The organism is Mycobacterium sp. AZCC_0083 (assembly GCF_014202335.1).
In the GTDB taxonomy this organism is placed as follows: Bacteria; Actinomycetota; Actinomycetes; order Mycobacteriales; family Mycobacteriaceae; genus Mycobacterium.
The window spans coordinates 46,954-63,327 of the sequence record NZ_JACHGP010000023.1 but is presented as its reverse complement, the minus strand read 5'-3'; the positions used below and the strand labels follow the sequence as shown (position 1 = coordinate 63,327).

At 65.6% G+C, this 16,374-nt stretch carries 18 protein-coding genes; 5 read left to right on the top strand and 13 right to left on the bottom strand.

What is annotated here, in order from left to right; all coding sequences use genetic code 11:
* The first annotated feature begins 82 nt into the window (after positions 1-82).
* Positions 83-667, top strand: coding sequence for a TetR family transcriptional regulator (locus HNP02_RS37585; RefSeq protein ID WP_184445741.1), 585 nt, complete (start codon positions 83-85; stop codon positions 665-667).
* Between the two features lies 1 nt (position 668).
* On the opposite strand, the gene HNP02_RS37580 is transcribed toward HNP02_RS37585, so the two are convergent.
* Entirely contained in the window at positions 669-1,133 is a 465-nt protein-coding gene (locus HNP02_RS37580) for a YbaK/EbsC family protein (protein WP_184445740.1), read from the bottom strand.
* 100 nt (positions 1,134-1,233) lie between these two features.
* Between HNP02_RS37580 and HNP02_RS37575 the strand changes: the two genes are divergently transcribed.
* The 4 genes from HNP02_RS37575 to HNP02_RS37560 all read left to right on the top strand — a co-directional run bounded on the left by HNP02_RS37575 (position 1,234) and on the right by HNP02_RS37560 (position 4,259).
* A complete protein-coding gene (locus HNP02_RS37575) occupies positions 1,234-1,530 on the top strand; it encodes a hypothetical protein (protein WP_309241838.1) in 297 nt (98 codons plus the stop codon).
* 86 nt (positions 1,531-1,616) lie between these two features.
* Positions 1,617-3,119, top strand: coding sequence for an AMP-binding protein (locus tag HNP02_RS37570; RefSeq protein WP_184445739.1), 1,503 nt, complete (start codon positions 1,617-1,619; stop codon positions 3,117-3,119).
* Positions 3,116-3,880, top strand: a complete 765-nt coding sequence (locus HNP02_RS37565) for an alpha/beta fold hydrolase (protein ID WP_184445738.1) — start codon at positions 3,116-3,118, stop codon at positions 3,878-3,880. The genes HNP02_RS37570 and HNP02_RS37565 overlap by 4 nt, the downstream gene beginning before the upstream one ends.
* Positions 3,873-4,259 (top strand): DUF2237 family protein, encoded by a 387-nt coding sequence (locus tag HNP02_RS37560; RefSeq protein ID WP_184445737.1) that lies wholly within the window; start codon positions 3,873-3,875, stop codon positions 4,257-4,259. The genes HNP02_RS37565 and HNP02_RS37560 overlap by 8 nt, the downstream gene beginning before the upstream one ends.
* 22 nt (positions 4,260-4,281) lie before the next feature.
* Here the strand turns inward: HNP02_RS37560 and HNP02_RS37555 are convergent, their stop codons facing one another.
* The 12 genes from HNP02_RS37555 to HNP02_RS37500 form a co-directional block, all read right to left on the bottom strand.
* Entirely contained in the window at positions 4,282-5,868 is a 1,587-nt protein-coding gene (locus tag HNP02_RS37555; protein ID WP_184445736.1) for a gamma-glutamyltransferase family protein, read from the bottom strand.
* A 134-nt stretch (positions 5,869-6,002) separates the two neighbouring features.
* Complete coding sequence (locus HNP02_RS37550) at positions 6,003-6,311, bottom strand: hypothetical protein (RefSeq protein ID WP_184445735.1); 309 nt, start codon at positions 6,309-6,311, stop codon at positions 6,003-6,005.
* Positions 6,312-6,492: 181 nt separating this feature from the next.
* Entirely contained in the window at positions 6,493-6,816 is a 324-nt protein-coding gene (locus tag HNP02_RS37545; protein ID WP_184445734.1) for a putative quinol monooxygenase, read from the bottom strand.
* Positions 6,813-7,382: a YbhB/YbcL family Raf kinase inhibitor-like protein gene (locus HNP02_RS37540; RefSeq protein ID WP_184445733.1), complete on the bottom strand. Its 570-nt coding sequence runs from the start codon at positions 7,380-7,382 to the stop codon at positions 6,813-6,815. The genes HNP02_RS37545 and HNP02_RS37540 overlap by 4 nt, the downstream gene beginning before the upstream one ends.
* A 31-nt stretch (positions 7,383-7,413) precedes the next feature.
* On the bottom strand, positions 7,414-9,063 hold the full coding sequence (gene groL / locus HNP02_RS37535) for a chaperonin GroEL (protein ID WP_184445732.1): 1,650 nt from the start codon (positions 9,061-9,063) through the stop codon (positions 7,414-7,416).
* Positions 9,064-9,120: 57 nt separating this feature from the next.
* Positions 9,121-10,146: an NAD(P)-dependent alcohol dehydrogenase gene (locus HNP02_RS37530; RefSeq protein ID WP_184445794.1), complete on the bottom strand. Its 1,026-nt coding sequence runs from the start codon at positions 10,144-10,146 to the stop codon at positions 9,121-9,123.
* A 26-nt stretch (positions 10,147-10,172) separates the two neighbouring features.
* Positions 10,173-10,910 (bottom strand): iron-sulfur cluster assembly protein, encoded by a 738-nt coding sequence (locus HNP02_RS37525; RefSeq protein ID WP_184445731.1) that lies wholly within the window; start codon positions 10,908-10,910, stop codon positions 10,173-10,175.
* 1 nt (position 10,911) lies between these two features.
* A complete protein-coding gene (locus tag HNP02_RS37520; RefSeq protein WP_184445730.1) occupies positions 10,912-11,970 on the bottom strand; it encodes an amidohydrolase family protein in 1,059 nt (352 codons plus the stop codon).
* Positions 11,971-12,025: 55 nt separating this feature from the next.
* Positions 12,026-12,376, bottom strand: a complete 351-nt coding sequence (mimD, locus tag HNP02_RS37515; protein WP_184445729.1) for a propane 2-monooxygenase effector subunit MimD — start codon at positions 12,374-12,376, stop codon at positions 12,026-12,028.
* A complete protein-coding gene (locus HNP02_RS37510) occupies positions 12,376-13,509 on the bottom strand; it encodes an aromatic/alkene monooxygenase hydroxylase subunit beta (RefSeq protein WP_184445728.1) in 1,134 nt (377 codons plus the stop codon). Before HNP02_RS37510 ends, mimD begins: the two co-directional genes overlap by 1 nt.
* A gap of 25 nt (positions 13,510-13,534) precedes the next feature.
* A complete protein-coding gene (locus HNP02_RS37505; protein WP_184445727.1) occupies positions 13,535-14,587 on the bottom strand; it encodes an FAD-binding oxidoreductase in 1,053 nt (350 codons plus the stop codon).
* A gap of 86 nt (positions 14,588-14,673) precedes the next feature.
* The gene (locus tag HNP02_RS37500) at positions 14,674-16,332 is read right to left on the bottom strand and encodes a methane monooxygenase (protein WP_184445726.1); all 1,659 of its coding nucleotides are present in this window, start codon (positions 16,330-16,332) and stop codon (positions 14,674-14,676) included.
* Positions 16,333-16,374: the final 42 nt, after the last annotated feature.

The window sequence follows — 16,374 nt, the reverse complement described above, 5'->3', positions numbered from 1 at the left end:
CTGGTGGTTCCAAAAATTAGCTGTTCCACGGAATTTAACCTCGTCGATTGCGAACCACGAACCCGTCGGATAAACTGGACACATGTCCAGCTCAACGGTGGCGGACGTCATTCGTCTGCGAGACCCGCACGCGCGCATGACACACACCCACCGGCGCGTCTTCGGTGCTGCCGCGGCCATGCTCGACGGGTCCGAGCGGTCGGACGTCTCCCTGCCGACACTCGCCGCGCGAGTCAGGATCCCTCCCGCCGCGCTTCGCGCGCACTTCTCGTCACTCGACGCCATGTTCGCCGAGCTCTACCTCAACCGCGTGACCGAGCTGCCGCTGGTGGTCGATCCCACGGCGAGCCTGCAGTCGCGGGTGAGCGTTCAGTTGCGGGCCATCACGCTGATCGTCGCCGACGAACCCCGCCTCGCGGCAGCGTGCACGCAGGCGCTGTTGCGCCACGACGATCCCGCCGTCGACGACGTCCGCGGCCGGATCGGCGCAGAGGTACGCCGCAGGCTTGGCGCAGCGTTGGGCACCGGTGCATGGCCGGAGGTGCTCGCCACGCTCGAGACGGTGTTCTGGGGAGCGCTGATGCAGGTGCAGTCGCGGTCCGTCGGTTATCGCACCATGGCGAATCGGCTGGACACCATGCTGTCTCTGATCCTACCTGCGGAGTGACTCAACGAACCTGGACCGCAACGCCTTCGGTGACGGCCAGCAGCTGGTCGTAGGTCAGCGGCATCACCGAGTCGGCGGTACCGGCCGCAGTCCAGATCACGTCGTACCGGGCCAGTGACTCGTCGACGACGGTGCGCAGCCGACTGGGATGGCCCACCGGTGCGACGCCGCCGATCACCTGGTCGGTCGCATCGCGGACCATCCGCGGGCTGGCCTTGCCGATCACGTCCGCACTCAACGTGCGGGCAAGCAGATCGGTGTCTACCCGCTCCGCGCCACTGGCCATGACCAGCAGGGGCGCGCCGTCGCAGTCGAACACCAGGCTGTTGGCGATGGCTCCGACCTCGCAGCCGAGCTGCGCGGCCGCGGCGACCGCGGTCTTGGCATCCGCGTCGAGAATTCGGATGGCTGGTTCCACGCCTGCATCCGACAGCGCGCGCGCAACACGCGAATTGCGTTCGTTCACACCTACGTCTCCTCCCGGGTATCGACGTCACAATCTGCCAGGTTTCGCGGCGTGCTGTTAGCATCCCCGTGGTCCAGCGACGGCGAAGAAGGGGGGACGAGTGGTCCGCGCACTGGCGTTGCCGTTTGCCGTCGCCGCGATCGCAATGATGTGGACGTCACCCGTCGCTGCGGCGGAACCACAACCCGACACCGCCTTCTACGCCATCGGCAAGTGCTTCGATCTGGCTCTGCCCCCACCACAACGACCGACGCGGTTCGACTACAACTGCGACGGCACCGGCGTATTGCAGGACATGACATGGACGACGTGGGGCGTGGGAACCGACTTCGTGACCATCGACGGTATGCCCGCCGTCCACTTCTCCGAACTGAAGCCGAACTGCCGACCGCGCTGAGCGTTCACATAGCGCTCAGGGCGCGGCCCACTCGCACGTCTACGCCGCCACTGCCATCTCGATGACGCCATGACAAGCTGAGGGCGATGAACGACCGCATCGACCTCATCCACGAGCTGGTGTCGTCGGCAGCGGCCGCGGTGCCCGACCGGCAGGCCATCATCTGCGCCGACGGCTCGTCTGTCACCTTCGCTTTGTTCGACCGGCAGGTGCGCTCCGTCGCGAGTTGGACGGCGCAGCGCACCCGTCGCGGCGACCGCGTCGCGGTCATCGCGGACAACGGCGCCGCGTACGCCCGGCTGTACTACGGCGTTCCCCGCAGCGGCCGCATCCTGGTGCTGATCAATCAGCGCCTCAGCCCCGCCGAGCAGATCGCCCAACTCGCGTTGGCCGAACCCGCCATCCTCGTCGGCGACGCGCGCTACCTCGACGTGCTGCCGGAGATCGCCGAACATCTCCCGTCCGTCGAGCACGTCGTGACATTCGACGATGCGGAATGGCAACGCGCGGAACACGAGACGACCGGACCCACCGAAGTGATCGCACCCGACGACCCCGCCTGGCTGCTGTTCACCAGCGGATCGACCGGGCCGGCGAAGGGTGTGCTGCACACCCACCGGTCCATCACCACCGCGGTGCGAGGCACCGTCGCCGGACGGTCGGTGCGATCCGGCGGCGTGTACCTGCTGCCGTTTCCGATGTGCCACGTCGCGGGCTACAACATGCTGGTGCACCACGCCGCCCAGTCCACGGTGCTGCCCGTCGTGGCGTTCCGCCCCGATGCCTTCGCGGAGGCGGTCAACGCCTTTGGCGTGACGTCGTGCTCGCTGGCGCCGACCATGCTGCACGGTCTGCTTGCTCATCTCGAGGACACCGGCATCGAGCTGCCGACGCTGCGCGACATCGCCTACGGCTCCGCCGCGATCCCGGCCGACCTGCTCCGCCGCGCCCTCGCGCGACTCGACGTCGACTTCCATCAGGGCTACGGCATGACCGAAACCGGGGGCAACATCACGTTTCTCGGCGCCGCCGACCACCGCGCAGGGGCGGACGGTGACGCGGCGATCCTGGCCAGTGCGGGGAGGCCGCACGTCGAGGTGCAGATCCGGATCGCCGCCGAGAAGGACGGTGTCGGTGAAATCCTGGTCCGCGGCGCACAAGTCGCCGCAGGCTACTGGCCCGACCACACACCGGCGACGGTCGACGGCTGGTTTCACACCGGCGACGTCGGCCGCATCGACGACGGGCGGTTGGTGGTGCTCGACCGCCTCAAGGACGTCATCATCACCGGCGGCGAGAACGTATCGTCACGCGAGGTCGAGGACGTGCTGTCGAGCTATCCGGACGTCGAGCAGGTCGCGGTGGTTGGTGTGCCCGACGAGTACTGGGGCGAAGCGATCTGCGCGGTCGTCGTCGCCCGCGCCGGCGAACGCCCGTCGGCGGAGGCGTTGGCCACCCACGTTCGTGCGCGGATCGCCGCGTTCAAGCGCCCACGGCACGTCCTCTTCGTCGACGCGCTTCCGCTGACGTCCAACGGAAAAGTACTCAAAGAGGCCGTGCGGCAATACACAAGGAGCAAACTCTCGTGACGGTGGTACTGGTGCACGGCAACCCGGAGACCGACGCGGTCTGGGATCCTCTGGTCGAGACACTCGGCAGAGACGACGTGATCCGGCTGTCCCCGCCGGGCTTCGGCGCCCCGTTGCCGGACGGCTGGCCAGCGACCTACCTGGACTACCGCGACTGGCTGGAGGACGAGTTGTCACGCGTCGATGGACCGGTCGACGTCGTCGGACACGACTGGGGCGGCAACCACGTCGTCAACGTGATGATGCATCGCCCAGAGTTGGTGCGCAGCTGGGTCAGCGACATCATCGGGGTGTTCGATCCCGACTACGTCTGGCACGAGGCGGCGCTGGTGTGGCAGACGCCCGTGGAGGGCGAACGGCTGGCCGACGCCATGCTCGGCGGGACGCTGCAGGACCGAACGGATCGGCTGGTCGGGCTTGGCCTGACACCCGAGGTGGCAGCCAAGATGGCGACCGCCCACGGCCCTGAGATGGCTCGAGCACTGCTCGCGCTCTACCGCTCGGCGCGCCACCCCGCCCTCGCCGAGGCGGGCCGGTCGCTGGAGCGGGCCGCGGCGCGACCCGGGCTCTGCCTGCTGGCGACCGAGGACCACTACGTCGGCTCGGAGGAGATTCGGCGGCGGGCCGCGGCGCGCGCGGGAGCCCGCACCGAGGTGCTCGACGGGCTTGGCCACTGGTGGATGGTGCAGGATCCGGAACGGGGCGCGGCCGCACTGACCCGCTTCTGGGACTCGCTCGGTGGATACTTGGCCAATGGCTGATCGCAACGTGCTTGGCGGCCCGCTGGAGCCGTGCGGAACCGACCCGCTCACCGGCTTCTACCGCGACGGCTGCTGCTCGACCGGGGACGAGGACCACGGCAGGCACACCATCTGTGCCGTCGTCACCAGTGAGTTCCTGGAACATCAGCGCACCATCGGCAACGACCTCTCGACCCCGATGCCGCAGTACCGGTTCCCTGGCCTCTCGCCCGGCGACCGCTGGTGCGTCACCGCGGTGAATTGGCTGCGCGCCCAAAGCGATGGCTACGCCGCGCCGGTGGTGCTGGCGGCCACCCACGAGCGCACCCTCGAGGTGGTGCCCCTCGAGACGCTGCGCGAGCACGCCATCGACGTGCCCGACGACCTCAGCAGCCTGTGACGGACTAGTCGTTCGGGTCGGCTCAGAAACCGGCGGCCTGCCCGTCGCGGCGCGGGTCGCTCGCCGCCAGATACCCGTCGGGCAGGCGCCAGATCGCCTGGCAGCTGCCGAACTGGTTGTAGTCGTTGACCACGACGAGATCGTGGCCGCGCCGACGCAGCTCGTCGACCGTTTCCCGCGGGAAGCCGTCCTCGACGCTCACCTGCATGCCGTGTATCCATCGGAACCGCGGGCCGTCACACGCCGCCTGTGGGTTCTGGCCGTGGTCGGCGATGCGCGCCACGATCTGCAGATGCCCTTGCGGCTGCATGGTGCCGCCCATCACGCCGAAACCCATCACAGGGGCGCCGTCTCTGGTGAGGAAGCCGGGGACGATGGTGTGGTACGGACGCTTGTGCGGCCCAACCAGATTGGGGTGCCCCGGTGTCGCGCTGAACTCCGTCCCACGGTTTTGCAGGGAGATCCCGGTGCCCGGCACCACCACGCCCGATCCGAAGCCCTCGTAGTTGGACTGGATCATCGACACCATCATCCCGGACGCGTCGGCGGCGGTCAGATAGACCGTGCCGCCTCCCGGCGGCCTGCCGGCCGCGACCGGTGTGGCCCGCACCGGGTCGATCAGCGTCGACCGCTGCTTCAGGTATTCGGCGTCGAGGAGTTGTTGTGGGCCCACCAGCATGTGGTCGGGGTCGGCGACGTAGGCCAGCGCGTCGGCGAACGCCAGCTTGATCGCCTCGATCTGGAGGTGCACGCTGTCTGCCGAATCGACTGGGAGCGAGGCCATGTCGAAGTGCTGCAGGATGCCCAGCGCGATCAAGGCGACGATCCCCTGACCGTTGGGTGGGATCTCGTGCAGGGTGTAGCCGCGGTAGTCGATGCTGATCGGGTCGACCCAGTCGGCTCGGTGTGCAGCGAGGTCCGAGGCCAGCATGACACCGCCGTTCGCGGTCGAATGCGCCTCCATCGTTGCGGCGAGTTCGCCGCGGTAGAACGCCTCCCCGCCCGTTGCCGCGATCTTCTCCAACGTCGCCGCGTGTTCGGGCAGCCGGAACAGCTCCCCCGGTGAAGGCGTCCGTCCGCCAGGCAGGAACGCCTCGGCGAACCCCGGCTGCATCCGCAGCTCCTTCGCCTGCGCGGCCCACTGCCCGGCGACCGTCGGCGAGACGAGGAAGCCTTCGCGCCCGTAGCCGATCGCCGGCTCGAAGAGCCGCGCAAACGGCAGCCTGCCGAACCGGGCGTGCAGCTCGGTCCACGCCGACACCGCGCCAGGCACGGTGACCGAGTTCCAACCCCGCTCCGGTACGGGGCCGCCGCCGAAGTACTCCGGAGTCCATGCGGCAGGCGAGCGCCCCGAGGCGTTCAGCCCATGCAACGTCTCGCCGTCCCACACGATGGCGAAGGCGTCGGAGCCGATGCCGTTGGACACCGGCTCGACCAGCGTCAGGGTGATCGCGGCCGCCAGTGCCGCGTCGACCGCGCTGCCGCCGTCGGCGAGCATCGCCAGACCGGCTTGTGCGGCCAGCGGTTGGGACGTGCAGACCACGTTGCGCGCCAGCACGGGTTTGCGCGGCCATGCGTAGGGCAGCTCCCAGGAGAACGGTGGGGTCATCGGTGCAATCCTAGGGAGCCCGGAACTCGCGGCGTCGGACAGGCCGATGGTGGTCGACGGCTCGGAAGCCCGACGGCCCGCACCGGCGAGGGGTCACCGGTGCGGGCCTGTCTGAGGTGGGTGATTCTTGACCGTTACCGCCAGCCCCAAGGGAACCAGGGACCGCCCCAGCCGCGGTCGCCGTGCCAGCCGCCGCGGTCACCGCCCCAGCCGCCGCCGTGAAAACCGCCGCCGCCGCCGCCGTGAAAACCGCCGCCGCCGCCGTGACCGGCCTGGACGATGTGTCCGCCGGCCATGGCGCTCGACGCGGTGGCCACCACTGCCGGCTGAGCCGGAGCGGGATCGGCCATCGCCGCGGGAGCGACGGCGATGGCTGCCGCGGCAGCGCCGGCTGCCAACGCCGATGTCAGGTACTTCATTCCAGTGCGCATATTGGTATCCATTCGAAAGACTGTCTGTGCTTGCCCTTTCCAGAGTTGCGCCCCACAGAAGCCCTGTCGTCGCCGCTGACCCCCATCCATGCCCCCCACCAACTGGAATCGATGTCTACCGCTCATCGTCCAGCGGCCGATCGCCGGCTCGAAGATCAGCGCGAATGGCGTTAGCCGAGTACCGACGCAGCAGTCAGTGAACCGACATCTCCGCCATCGCTGACCAACCCGACGCGTCGAGGGTCTGGCTGATGATTCGTGGCGTTGAGGCGAGCGCCTGTGGGAGTTCGCGCATCGCGGACGCGAAGTGATCACTGCTGACGTGCGCGGAGCCGGCTGTGGGATCACGGAACGCCTCGACGAGAACGTATTCAGCCGGGTCCTCAAGGCTGCGCGACCAGTCGAACCACAGATTTCCTTCCTCGGCCCGGGTGGCCCGAGTGAACCCGGCCACCAGCTCCGGCCAGCGGTCCGACCACTCCGGCTTCGTTTCGAAACGAACGACGATGAAAATCACCGGTACGCCTTCACCGTCATGCGGCCTCCTGCCTTCGAGGATGCGAGTTGTGGATACTCGCCGATCACACTGATACTGGCCCGTCCGATGGCATGCCGATACAGCTGTGACAGCAGCCAAGCGGGCGTGCCGTCATCGGAAATGTCCAGGCGCGCCACGTCGAGAGCATGAACCGAGATGCGGTAGGTATGTGGTCGGTCGCCTAGCGGCGGGGAGGCTCCGATGTACCGGGTGAGCTTGAGATCGTTGGGGAGCTGGCGGGCACAGTTCGGCAATCCACGCCCGCTCGGGTGTCCCGCGTCAGATCTGAGTTCGGTCATGCCGGGTGGGATGTCGACGACGATCCAGTGCCAGAACCCGGAGCCGCCCAGCCCTTGCTCGTCGAACATCGTGACGACGTAGCTGAGCGTGGGAGTGGGCGCACCCTGCCACCGCAGGTGTGGTGAGATGTCGTCACCATCGGCCCCGAGTACACCGCTGAGTTGGGGCGCATCGAATATGCTGCCGTCGCCGACATCATCCGATATCAGGGCGAAACGCCGCAAAGCCGTTGGATACGAGCACATCTCGACCTCCTAACCAGTGTCGTGGACGGCGTCAGTAGATGTTGGACGGGCGGACCATGCCTTCGGCGAGATCACCGAATCCGGGGGCGATGATCGCGCCTGGGTTGACCAGGATCTCCTCGACGACGAGCGTCTCGGTGGTGAGGAGCAGTGCAGCGATCGACGCCGCGCTTTGCAATGCGGATCGCGTCACCTTCAGTGGATCGATGACACCGGCCTCGGACATGTCCCCGTAACTGTCGGTGACGGCGTTGAAGCCCTGTCCGACAGGCAGTTTCGCGACCCTTGCGACCACTTCGTCGCCGTCGAAGCCGGCGTTGATCGCGATCCATCTCAGTGGTTCCTCGACCGCACGGCGCACGATCTCACGTCCTTCGGCCACATCTCCGGTGAGCTCGAGCAGGTCCAGCGCGGGCTGTGCCTGCAGCAGCGCGGATCCGCCGCCCGCGACGACGCCCTCCTCGAGGGCGGCGCGCGTCGCCGACAACGAGTCCTCCACCCGGTGGAGCTTTTCCTTGAGTTCGACGTCGGTCGCGGCGCCGACGTGGATAACCGCGACCCGGCCGGACAGCCGAGCGACCCGCAATTGCAGGTTGTCCTGGTCGTGCTCATTTTGGGCGCGGTTCAGCTCGCGTTCGATCTGGCCGATCCGTGCTTCCACGTCGGCCGTGGAGCCCGCGCCGCCGACGAGGGTGGTGAAGCGCTCGGTGACGGTCACCTTCGCCGCTCTTCCCAGGTGTTCGATGCGCACGTTCTCCAGTGCCAGCCCGGACTCGGGGCTGACCACCGTACCGCCCAGCAGGGTTGCCAGGTCTTCGAGTTCGGCGACCCTGCGGTGGCCGAAGCCAGGTGCTCGCACCACGACTGAGCGGAAGGTGTCGTGCACGTTGTTGGTCACGAGCATGCTCAATGCCGGTCCGTCGATGTTCTCGCACAGGATCAGCAGCGGCTTCTTGGCGCGTTGTACCTGCTCGAGAACCGGCATCAGGGTCTGCACGGTGGAGATCTTCTGGTTGGTCAGCAACACATAGGCGTCCTCCAGCACAGCCTCCATCCGGTCCTTGTCGGTCACGAAGTACGGCGAGACGTAGCCGTGGTCGAACTCAACGCCGTCGACGTAGCTGAGCCCAAGACCGAATTGTGGCCATTCCTCCACGGTCACGACTCCGTCGGCGCCGACCCTGGTCAGTGCCGCGGCGATGACGTCACCGATGTCGCTGTCATTGTTCGCCGAGAGGGTCGCGACGTGGCGCAGGTCGGCCTCGCCGGTGGTGTTGCGGCTGCGTTGGCGCAGGGTGTCGACCACGGCGGCGGTGGCCCTTTCGATGCCACGTTTGAGTTGGATGGGGTTGGCGCCGGCCTCGACCGCCCTCAGGCCTTCACGCACCATCGCCTGCGCGAGCACCGTCGCGGTTGTCGTTCCGTCACCGGCGACGCCGTTGGTCTTGGTGGCCACCTCCTTGACGAGCTGAGCGCCCATGTTCGCGAAGGGATCACGCAGTTGAATCTCCTTCGCGATGGTGACGCCGTCGTTGGTGATCGTCGGTGCTCCGGTGAGCTTCTCCAACACCGCGTTACGGCCTTTGGGCCCCAACGTCACCTTGACCGCGTCAGCTAGAGCGTTCACGCCCACTTCGAGCAGCGCTCGAGCGTCCTTGCTGAATCTGAGATCTTTAGCCATGTCGTACGCACCTTTGTCTTGAAGTTTTTGAAGTCAACGAAAGCGTTCTGGGTCCGATCAGGGCACGAGGATCGCCCTGCCACGGATCTTTCCGGCGTCCAGGTCGTCGATGGCGGACTGGAAGTCGTCGAGCCGGTACTTCACGGTGTGCAGATGGACGGCTCCGCGGGCGGCGAGCACCATCAGGTCGCACAGATCGTTGTACGACCCGACGAGGTTGCCGATGAAGTTGATCTCGTTGGAGATGATGTCGATCGTCGGGACGTCGATGTTCTCGCCGTAACCGACGACGTGGTAATCCCCTGCGCCGCGGAGCATTTGTACCCCTTCGCTGGTCGCGCCGCCCTCGCCGACGAAGTCGATAACGGCCTCCGCGCCGTTGCCGCCGGTGAGTTCCAGGACCTGCGCCACCTGTGATCCGTCGGCGACGACCGCGTGGTCGGCGCCAATGGACAATGCGAGCTTGACGGCGTCGGCGTTGCGATCCACCACGATGATCTCGGCTGGCGTGAGTGCTTTGAGCACCTGAATACCGATGTGCCCCAACCCTCCTGCGCCGATCACCACGCAGCGATCCCGAGGTGTGAGGCGACGCGCGGCCTTCGCGGCTGCGTGGTAGGCGGTAAGGCCGGCATCGGCGAGTGCCGCGACATCAGCGGGTTCCAGTGCGTCGTCGATCTTCACGACGCTGCGGGCCGACGTCTTGAGGTAGTCCGCGTAGCCCCCGTTGGTGTCGATGCCGGGAAAGGCGTTGGCCTCGCAGTGCACGTCGTCGCCGGAGCGACAGGCACGGCACAGCCCGCAGGTGATCAACGGGTGCACGATCACCTTGTCCCCTTCGCGGACATTGGTCACCGCGGACCCGACCGCGTCGACCCAGCCGGCGTTTTCGTGCCCGATCGTGTAGGGCAGCTGGACCTGGGATTTTTCGGCCCATTGGCCTTCGAGGATGTGCAGATCGGTTCGGCACACTCCCGCTCCGCCGATCTTCACGATGACGTCGAAGGGTCCGGTCGGAGTGGGGACCGGTACCTCCGTCATCTCGAGGTTCTGGTGGTAGCCCACTACCTGGACGGCTCGCATGGTGCTCATGGGTGGAGTTCCTTTCCTCAATCGGGGATCGTCAGCGTGGCCAGCGGTACGAAGGTCGGATCACGCAGTGCGGCGGATGATTCGGCGGGATATCGAGTGCTCAGCAGCCCACGGCAGAAGTGGGCATTGCCGTCGATGGAGATGCGGGTGGACCTGGCGCGGCGCAACCCGACCGGCACATCGTCGGGGACATAACCGCGGCCGTGGTGATCGACCATCACCACGGACTGCGGCGCGAGCGACAGGCCGAGGACGGCCCGGCGCCGGAGCAACGCGTTTGTGATCGGGTTGTCCGGCAGGTCGTGCAGTCTTACCTGCCCAAGCGATGCCTCGGGCCGATCGGGGTCAGACCGCAGCAGCTGTGTCAGGCAGCGTTCCATCGCGGCCGTGTGCGCCTTGCGTTGGAATGTGAGCCTCAGGTCGTCGAGGTCGCTGTCTGCCTCTTGACCGAACGTGCCCCGGTACCCGGCGTCCGTGGCGAGCCCCGCATTGATGATGTCCGAGTCATGATGGTCGTCGAGCTCGACCACCACCCGCTCGGTCCAATCAAGCTTCGTGAGAGCATCTTTGGCGTCGGACGCCATCAGGTACGCGAAGTTCGGCGCGCAGAACGACGTCGGCAGCCGAAGATGGACTTCGACGTCGCCGCCAGTCGTCACGAGCGAGCGGACGAACCCCAGATCGGTGATCGGCTCGTCGAGCTCGGGATCAACTACCGCCCCCAGCGCCGCGTACGCCTCGTCGTGCAGGTTCACATCAGGCCCCGACCAGATGGTCCGCCGCTTCGGTGACGTTGTCGGCGCCGCGCGGGCCGACCGCGGGTTCGTCTGCAGCCGGCAGCCGCGACTCGGCCGGGACCGCGATGTCGTACATCTTCGCCGCGTTGAGGCCGAGGATCTTCTTCTTCTGCTCGGTGGTGATCGCCGGGTACTCGCCGAGATCGTCGGGAATCTGGAAATCAACGAACGCTTCGACGAGCCAGCGCGGTGTCCACAGTGCGTAGTCAGAGGAAAATTGGATGCGGTCCTCGCCGACCCAGTAGAGCAGTTCGCCCATGATCTGCGCGAAGTATTTCGGCCGGGTGTGAATGAACGGCATCGCGACCGCAAGTCCGGCGTGCACGTTGGGCTCCTGGGTGGCGATCCAGCAGAAGTCCTCCAGGCGGGGCAGTCCGCAGTGCTCGACGACGAAGTTCAGATCGGTGTAGTCGGAGGCGACGTGATCGATGTCGGCGACGTCGAAGGCATCCCGATCCAACGGCCTGATGGTGGGGCCCTTGTGGACGTGAATGTTGCGGATCCCGAGCTCCTGGCAGGCTTCGAGATAACGATGCGCCCACGGATCGTCGAGCTTGTAGCCGCGCGACTCGCCATGCCATTCGGCGGTGTACAGCTTGACGCCCTTGAGGTTGAACCTCTCGGCGTCGGCGCGTAGCTGATCGAGGCCGGACTCACCGTTTCGGGGGTCGAAATGGTGGTTGTAGGTCAGCTTGTCGGGATGCGCCGCCGCCAACGCGGACGCCTCATCGGTCTGCCCGAAGCCGCGGTAGTAGAACTCGCCAAGGTACGCCGGCTGGAAGATCGCATGGTCGACATAGCCGTCGGTGAACAGGTCCTTCATCAGTCGCTCGCCACCCTGGTAGAGGTACTCCTCGTAGCTCCACACCTCGGATTCGGGCGACAGATTGCGGTGATAGTCGTAGAAGCAGTCGATGAACTGCTTGCCGTGGATGTTGCGCTGGTTCTCCGGACGGGCGTCCCAGAGAGCGATGTGGGCGTCGACGATGAAGTACTTCTCGCCATCCTTCTCGTACATGGTGTGCTCCGTTATCAGGTGGTTGGGGTGCGGGCTGTGCTGAGAATGGGGGGATTCATTCGACGACCTTCAAGTCGAAGCCGATGTACTCCGCCGCGTCCTCGGGGTTGGCGAACAACATCGTGTGGTCATCGAAATGCACCATCCGCCCGTAATGGGTGGACATGATCTCCTCGAAGTCGTACAAGTCGAACTCGGCGCCGAGTGCATCGGTGATTTCGCCGAAATCGAAGGTCAGGACGTTGTGCCCGTCCACGCGGATCATCGACGGGAACTCGGTGATCGTGACGTCGGGCTTGCGCCCCATCACTTCGGCGACGACGTAGCCGTTCTGGTTGTTCATCAGGGTGACGCCGCACATGTTCGACGACCCGACCGAGGCGCCGAACTGCATTTCCGTACTCATCAGGAGAGCTCCTTGGGCTGGTCGAGGTCGAGATCGGACAACACACTGCGCAGCCCGGCTTTGGCTGCCTCGAAGGACTCGGCGAACGGCACGGTGCGTTCCTGGGGCTGCGACCAGATGGGCTGCAGCTCACGCGCCGCCGCGATGCTCAGCGGCACCCATTTCTCGAGCCAGCGCGACAGCAGTTCTCGATTGTGGTCGCGGTGCTCCGGGTCGTTGGTGAGCATGTTGAAAAGCGCTCGGGTGTAGCCGAGGTCGCGGTTGTAGTCGTTTTCGCCGGAGCCGACCAGGCTGGGCGTGACGTAGTCTCCGTTGCGCGCCGAGATCTGCATGACGAGGTGGCTGCGGAACAGCACCCCCACCAACTGCTCGAAGACGATGTTCGTGGCGAAGACAGCCTCAGCCCAGTCGGCCGCCGCGGTGAGCAACTCGACATTCTTGCGCACGCCCTGCCAGACCGGGTCGTTGTGCCAGACGTCGCGGTGCGCCGAGCCGTCGAACCCGTCCAGCGATTCGCTCAGGTCCAGATTGAACAACGCGAGGTCCTGGGCGAACCGGATCTTGTGCGCACTGTTGACCGCGACGGCGGTGTTGATCATGTTGGTCGGGCCCGAGCGCTGCACCGCGATGAACACGTGCAGCCCGATGCCGTTCTCGGCGTGCATCCACGCACCCAGATTGCGCTCGATGAACTTCCTCCACGTCGGAGTCCACGACGCGTAGGCGTCGGCGAGTTTGGCATTGGCGAGGTTCTGCTGGATCTGCCGCACCACGTTCGCGTTATTGCGGTAAATCGTCTGCTCCCACTCCTCGTTGGGATCGCGGAACTTGTGCCAGTCGGAGGACTTCAGCTCGGTCCAGTCCTGCGGGTAGCCGCCGGGGCCGTTACCGAACCCGTAGATCCAGCCCTGGGTGAGGTGGCGATCGGGATCGGGCTGCACGTCGAAGGTGACGTCTTCATACGTGGTGGCCCGCAGCTTGGCCGGCTCGAAATAGCTGAAGCTGCGGCTTTTTGAACTGGGGAACTCCAAAGCGCCGGCTTCGGCGTCGGTGAATTGCGGCTTGGGGAAGCTGCGGACCGGCGTGGCCGGCTCGGGGTCAGGCGCGGCGCGCTCGGCGGTGGGTGCGCTCATGTGGGTACTCTCCCTTTCTGGTGGACTACGCTTGGTGAACCGTGGTGGTGAACTTGTCGAAGTAAATATGTTCCCGGGCAACCGTTTTGCCCTCGAGCATCGCCATAGCGGCGTCTACCATCGGCGGCGGCCCGCAGACGTAGACCTCCGCCTCGCTGAGGTCGGATTCACGACGGTCCACGGCGTCGGTGACGAACCCGAAATCCCCGCCAGTGACACCGAGCGACGTCCAGTCCGCTCCCGTCTCCTCCGACAACACCGGCACGAACGTGAAATTGACCAGCTGGTTGCCGAGCTCCTTGATCTCGTGGAGGTAGAACAGATCCTGGGCAGTGCGGGCGCCGTAGTAGAAGTGAACCTGGCGGTCGCTGCCGGACTCGACCAGATGCTTGAGCAAAGACAGGATGGGTGCCATACCGGCACCGCCGCCAATGCAGACGATGTCACGTTCGGAGTCGTGTTTGATGGTGAACGAGCCGTACGGGCCACGCAGCGCCAACTCGTCGCCGACTTGGAGCTGCGTCTCCAGCAACCCTGAGAAATGCCCGCCCGGGTAGCGTTTGATGATGAACTCCAGCCGGCCCGGAGTGCTGGGGGTGGTCGCCATGGAGAAACAGCGGTGTTCCTCGGTGCCCGGGATCATCAGATCGGAGTACTGACCGGGCTTGAACTCGTAGCCCTCGGGTTCGATCAGCTCCAGCTTGAGCGACACGATGTCCTGGGTTAGGTCGGTGAGTTCGACGATCCGGGTCTGAAGCTGTTGCAGCGGAACCGCGTTGCGCAGCTCGTCCTCGTCGAAGTTGATCAGCTCGATCTCGCAGTCGCTGTAGGCGTGGGCCTTGCACAGCAGTACGTACCCTTCCTCACTTTCGTAATCGGCCAGGGCGAATGTCGAGTAGCGGTCCATCTGGATGTCACCGTCGAGCAAAAACGACTTGCATGCCGAGCACTGGCCTTCCCGGCAGCCGTGCATCAGCGAAACACCCTGACGGAACGCCGCATCGAGAACGGTCTCGCTCTCGTCGACCTCGATCTCGAGGTCAACCGGCTCGAACCTGATCTTGTGGGTATCACCCATCGGACGGTCTCCTAGTCTTTGGAAAGTCCCGTTGGAGGCCCTGGTGGCGCGGCGGGTTTGGTCGCGCCGCGCCACCCGGACCGGGATCAGGCCGGTACCGCAGCCTTGGCGGGGCGGCCGGCCGGTCCACCCGCCGTGTATTCGGCGAGGTGCGCTTCCCGTTCGGCGTCGGACATCTCGTTCAGCAGCACATTTGGACTCTGGAAGGTGATGCCGCGCAGATCCTCGACCGTCCACAACTTCTTCGCGTCGTCGAGATCGAGGTGGGGCTGCGGGATGAGCGTCTTGCCGTCGTCGCGGACATAGCCGAGCCCGGTGACGATGTCGGCGAGATCCTGGTTGTGATGCAGGGTCTCCCATTCGCGATGCCCGGTGAGCCGGCCCATGTTCGGCGTCGGCCTGCCCTCGTACTCGGGGCGGAACGCTTTGATGTCGGTCCACGCGCAGGTCTCCGAGCAGTACGTGCGCCACTGGCCGTCGACCTTCTCGGTGACCATGTCCTCGCGGATGAGGCACGGCACCATGCACGTCCAGCACCGGTGCGGGTACTGGTAGTCGACGTCTTCGAAGGCGATCGGCTTATTGCGGCCCGGGTACTTCAGCCGGTTGTAGTTCTCCCACCACTTCCCGTACTTGTTGTACCAACCGGGGTACTTGTCTTCGAACCATTCGAAGTCCTGGTCGGTCATGGGGTCGATCCGCCAGTAGTTGACCGGCCAGCCGGTAGCGAAGAACTGGGCGACCTCGTGCACGTAGCCCTTGTTGACGATCCGGTTCCACGACTCCTCGACGAGGTCGTGCGGGATCTTGAGTCCGTACTTCTCCAGCGGGATGAGGTAGCTGCGGTAGTAGTCGTCGTAGATCCAGCGGCGCCACATCTCGGCGTAGCTGTCGCGGTCCTTGCGGCGGTCCTTGGTCCCGTACTCGATGAATGTGCCGATGGCGGCGTCGACCACGCAGTGGTTGTTCCACCAGGCGTAGCGCAGGTCCCGTTCCAACAACTGGCGATTGTCCTCGTCGGCGAGCGCCATCAACAGGATCGAGTAGCCATTGGAGATGTGTCGCGACTCGTCTGATTGCACCGAGTGGAACACCGTCGGCAGAAGATAGTCGCCGTTGGCGGCGGCCTCCGACGGCATGGCCACGAACAGGGTGTTGGTGAAGGCGGTTTCGGCGACGACGGTCAGGTAGATGTTGGCCGCGGTGATCGCGTCACCGGTGATGAAACCCTCGCCGAACTGTCGACCGATGGTGCCGGCGTAGTTGTTGGCGAACGCCTTCTCACTGATGTCGAAGCCGGCGGGATCGATGTAGTGGTTCATGTAGAGGCGCTTGAGGTTCATCTGGATCGTCGAGTGCCGGACCTCGTCGATCATCTGGACGGCCAACCCGTTGTGAATCTCGGGATTGGGGACAGCGTCAATGGCCATCGGCATCGCCCGAGCCGCGGAGATCTCCGGGAACGGAATGATCGACAAGAAGAGCTTCTGCCACTCCATCCAGCGCTGCTGGACCTGGCGGAACATGTTCCCGCGGATCGCACCGTCCATCGCGCCGAAGACGCGGTTGTCCTTCTCCTCCTCCATCGGGAAGTAGGACCGCAGGATCTGCTTCAGCGGGTCCTTCTTGGGCGCCTTCTCGAAGCTGTAGTCGGTGCCGAATCGCGTCGCCGGAGTGGCGAATGTGGGTTCCCACGACAGTTCGGTGATTTTCTTGTGAGCCTTGCTCAGACTTTGTCTGCTCAACGTCTCTTCTCCTGGTTGGGCCGGATGTACTGCTGTAACCAA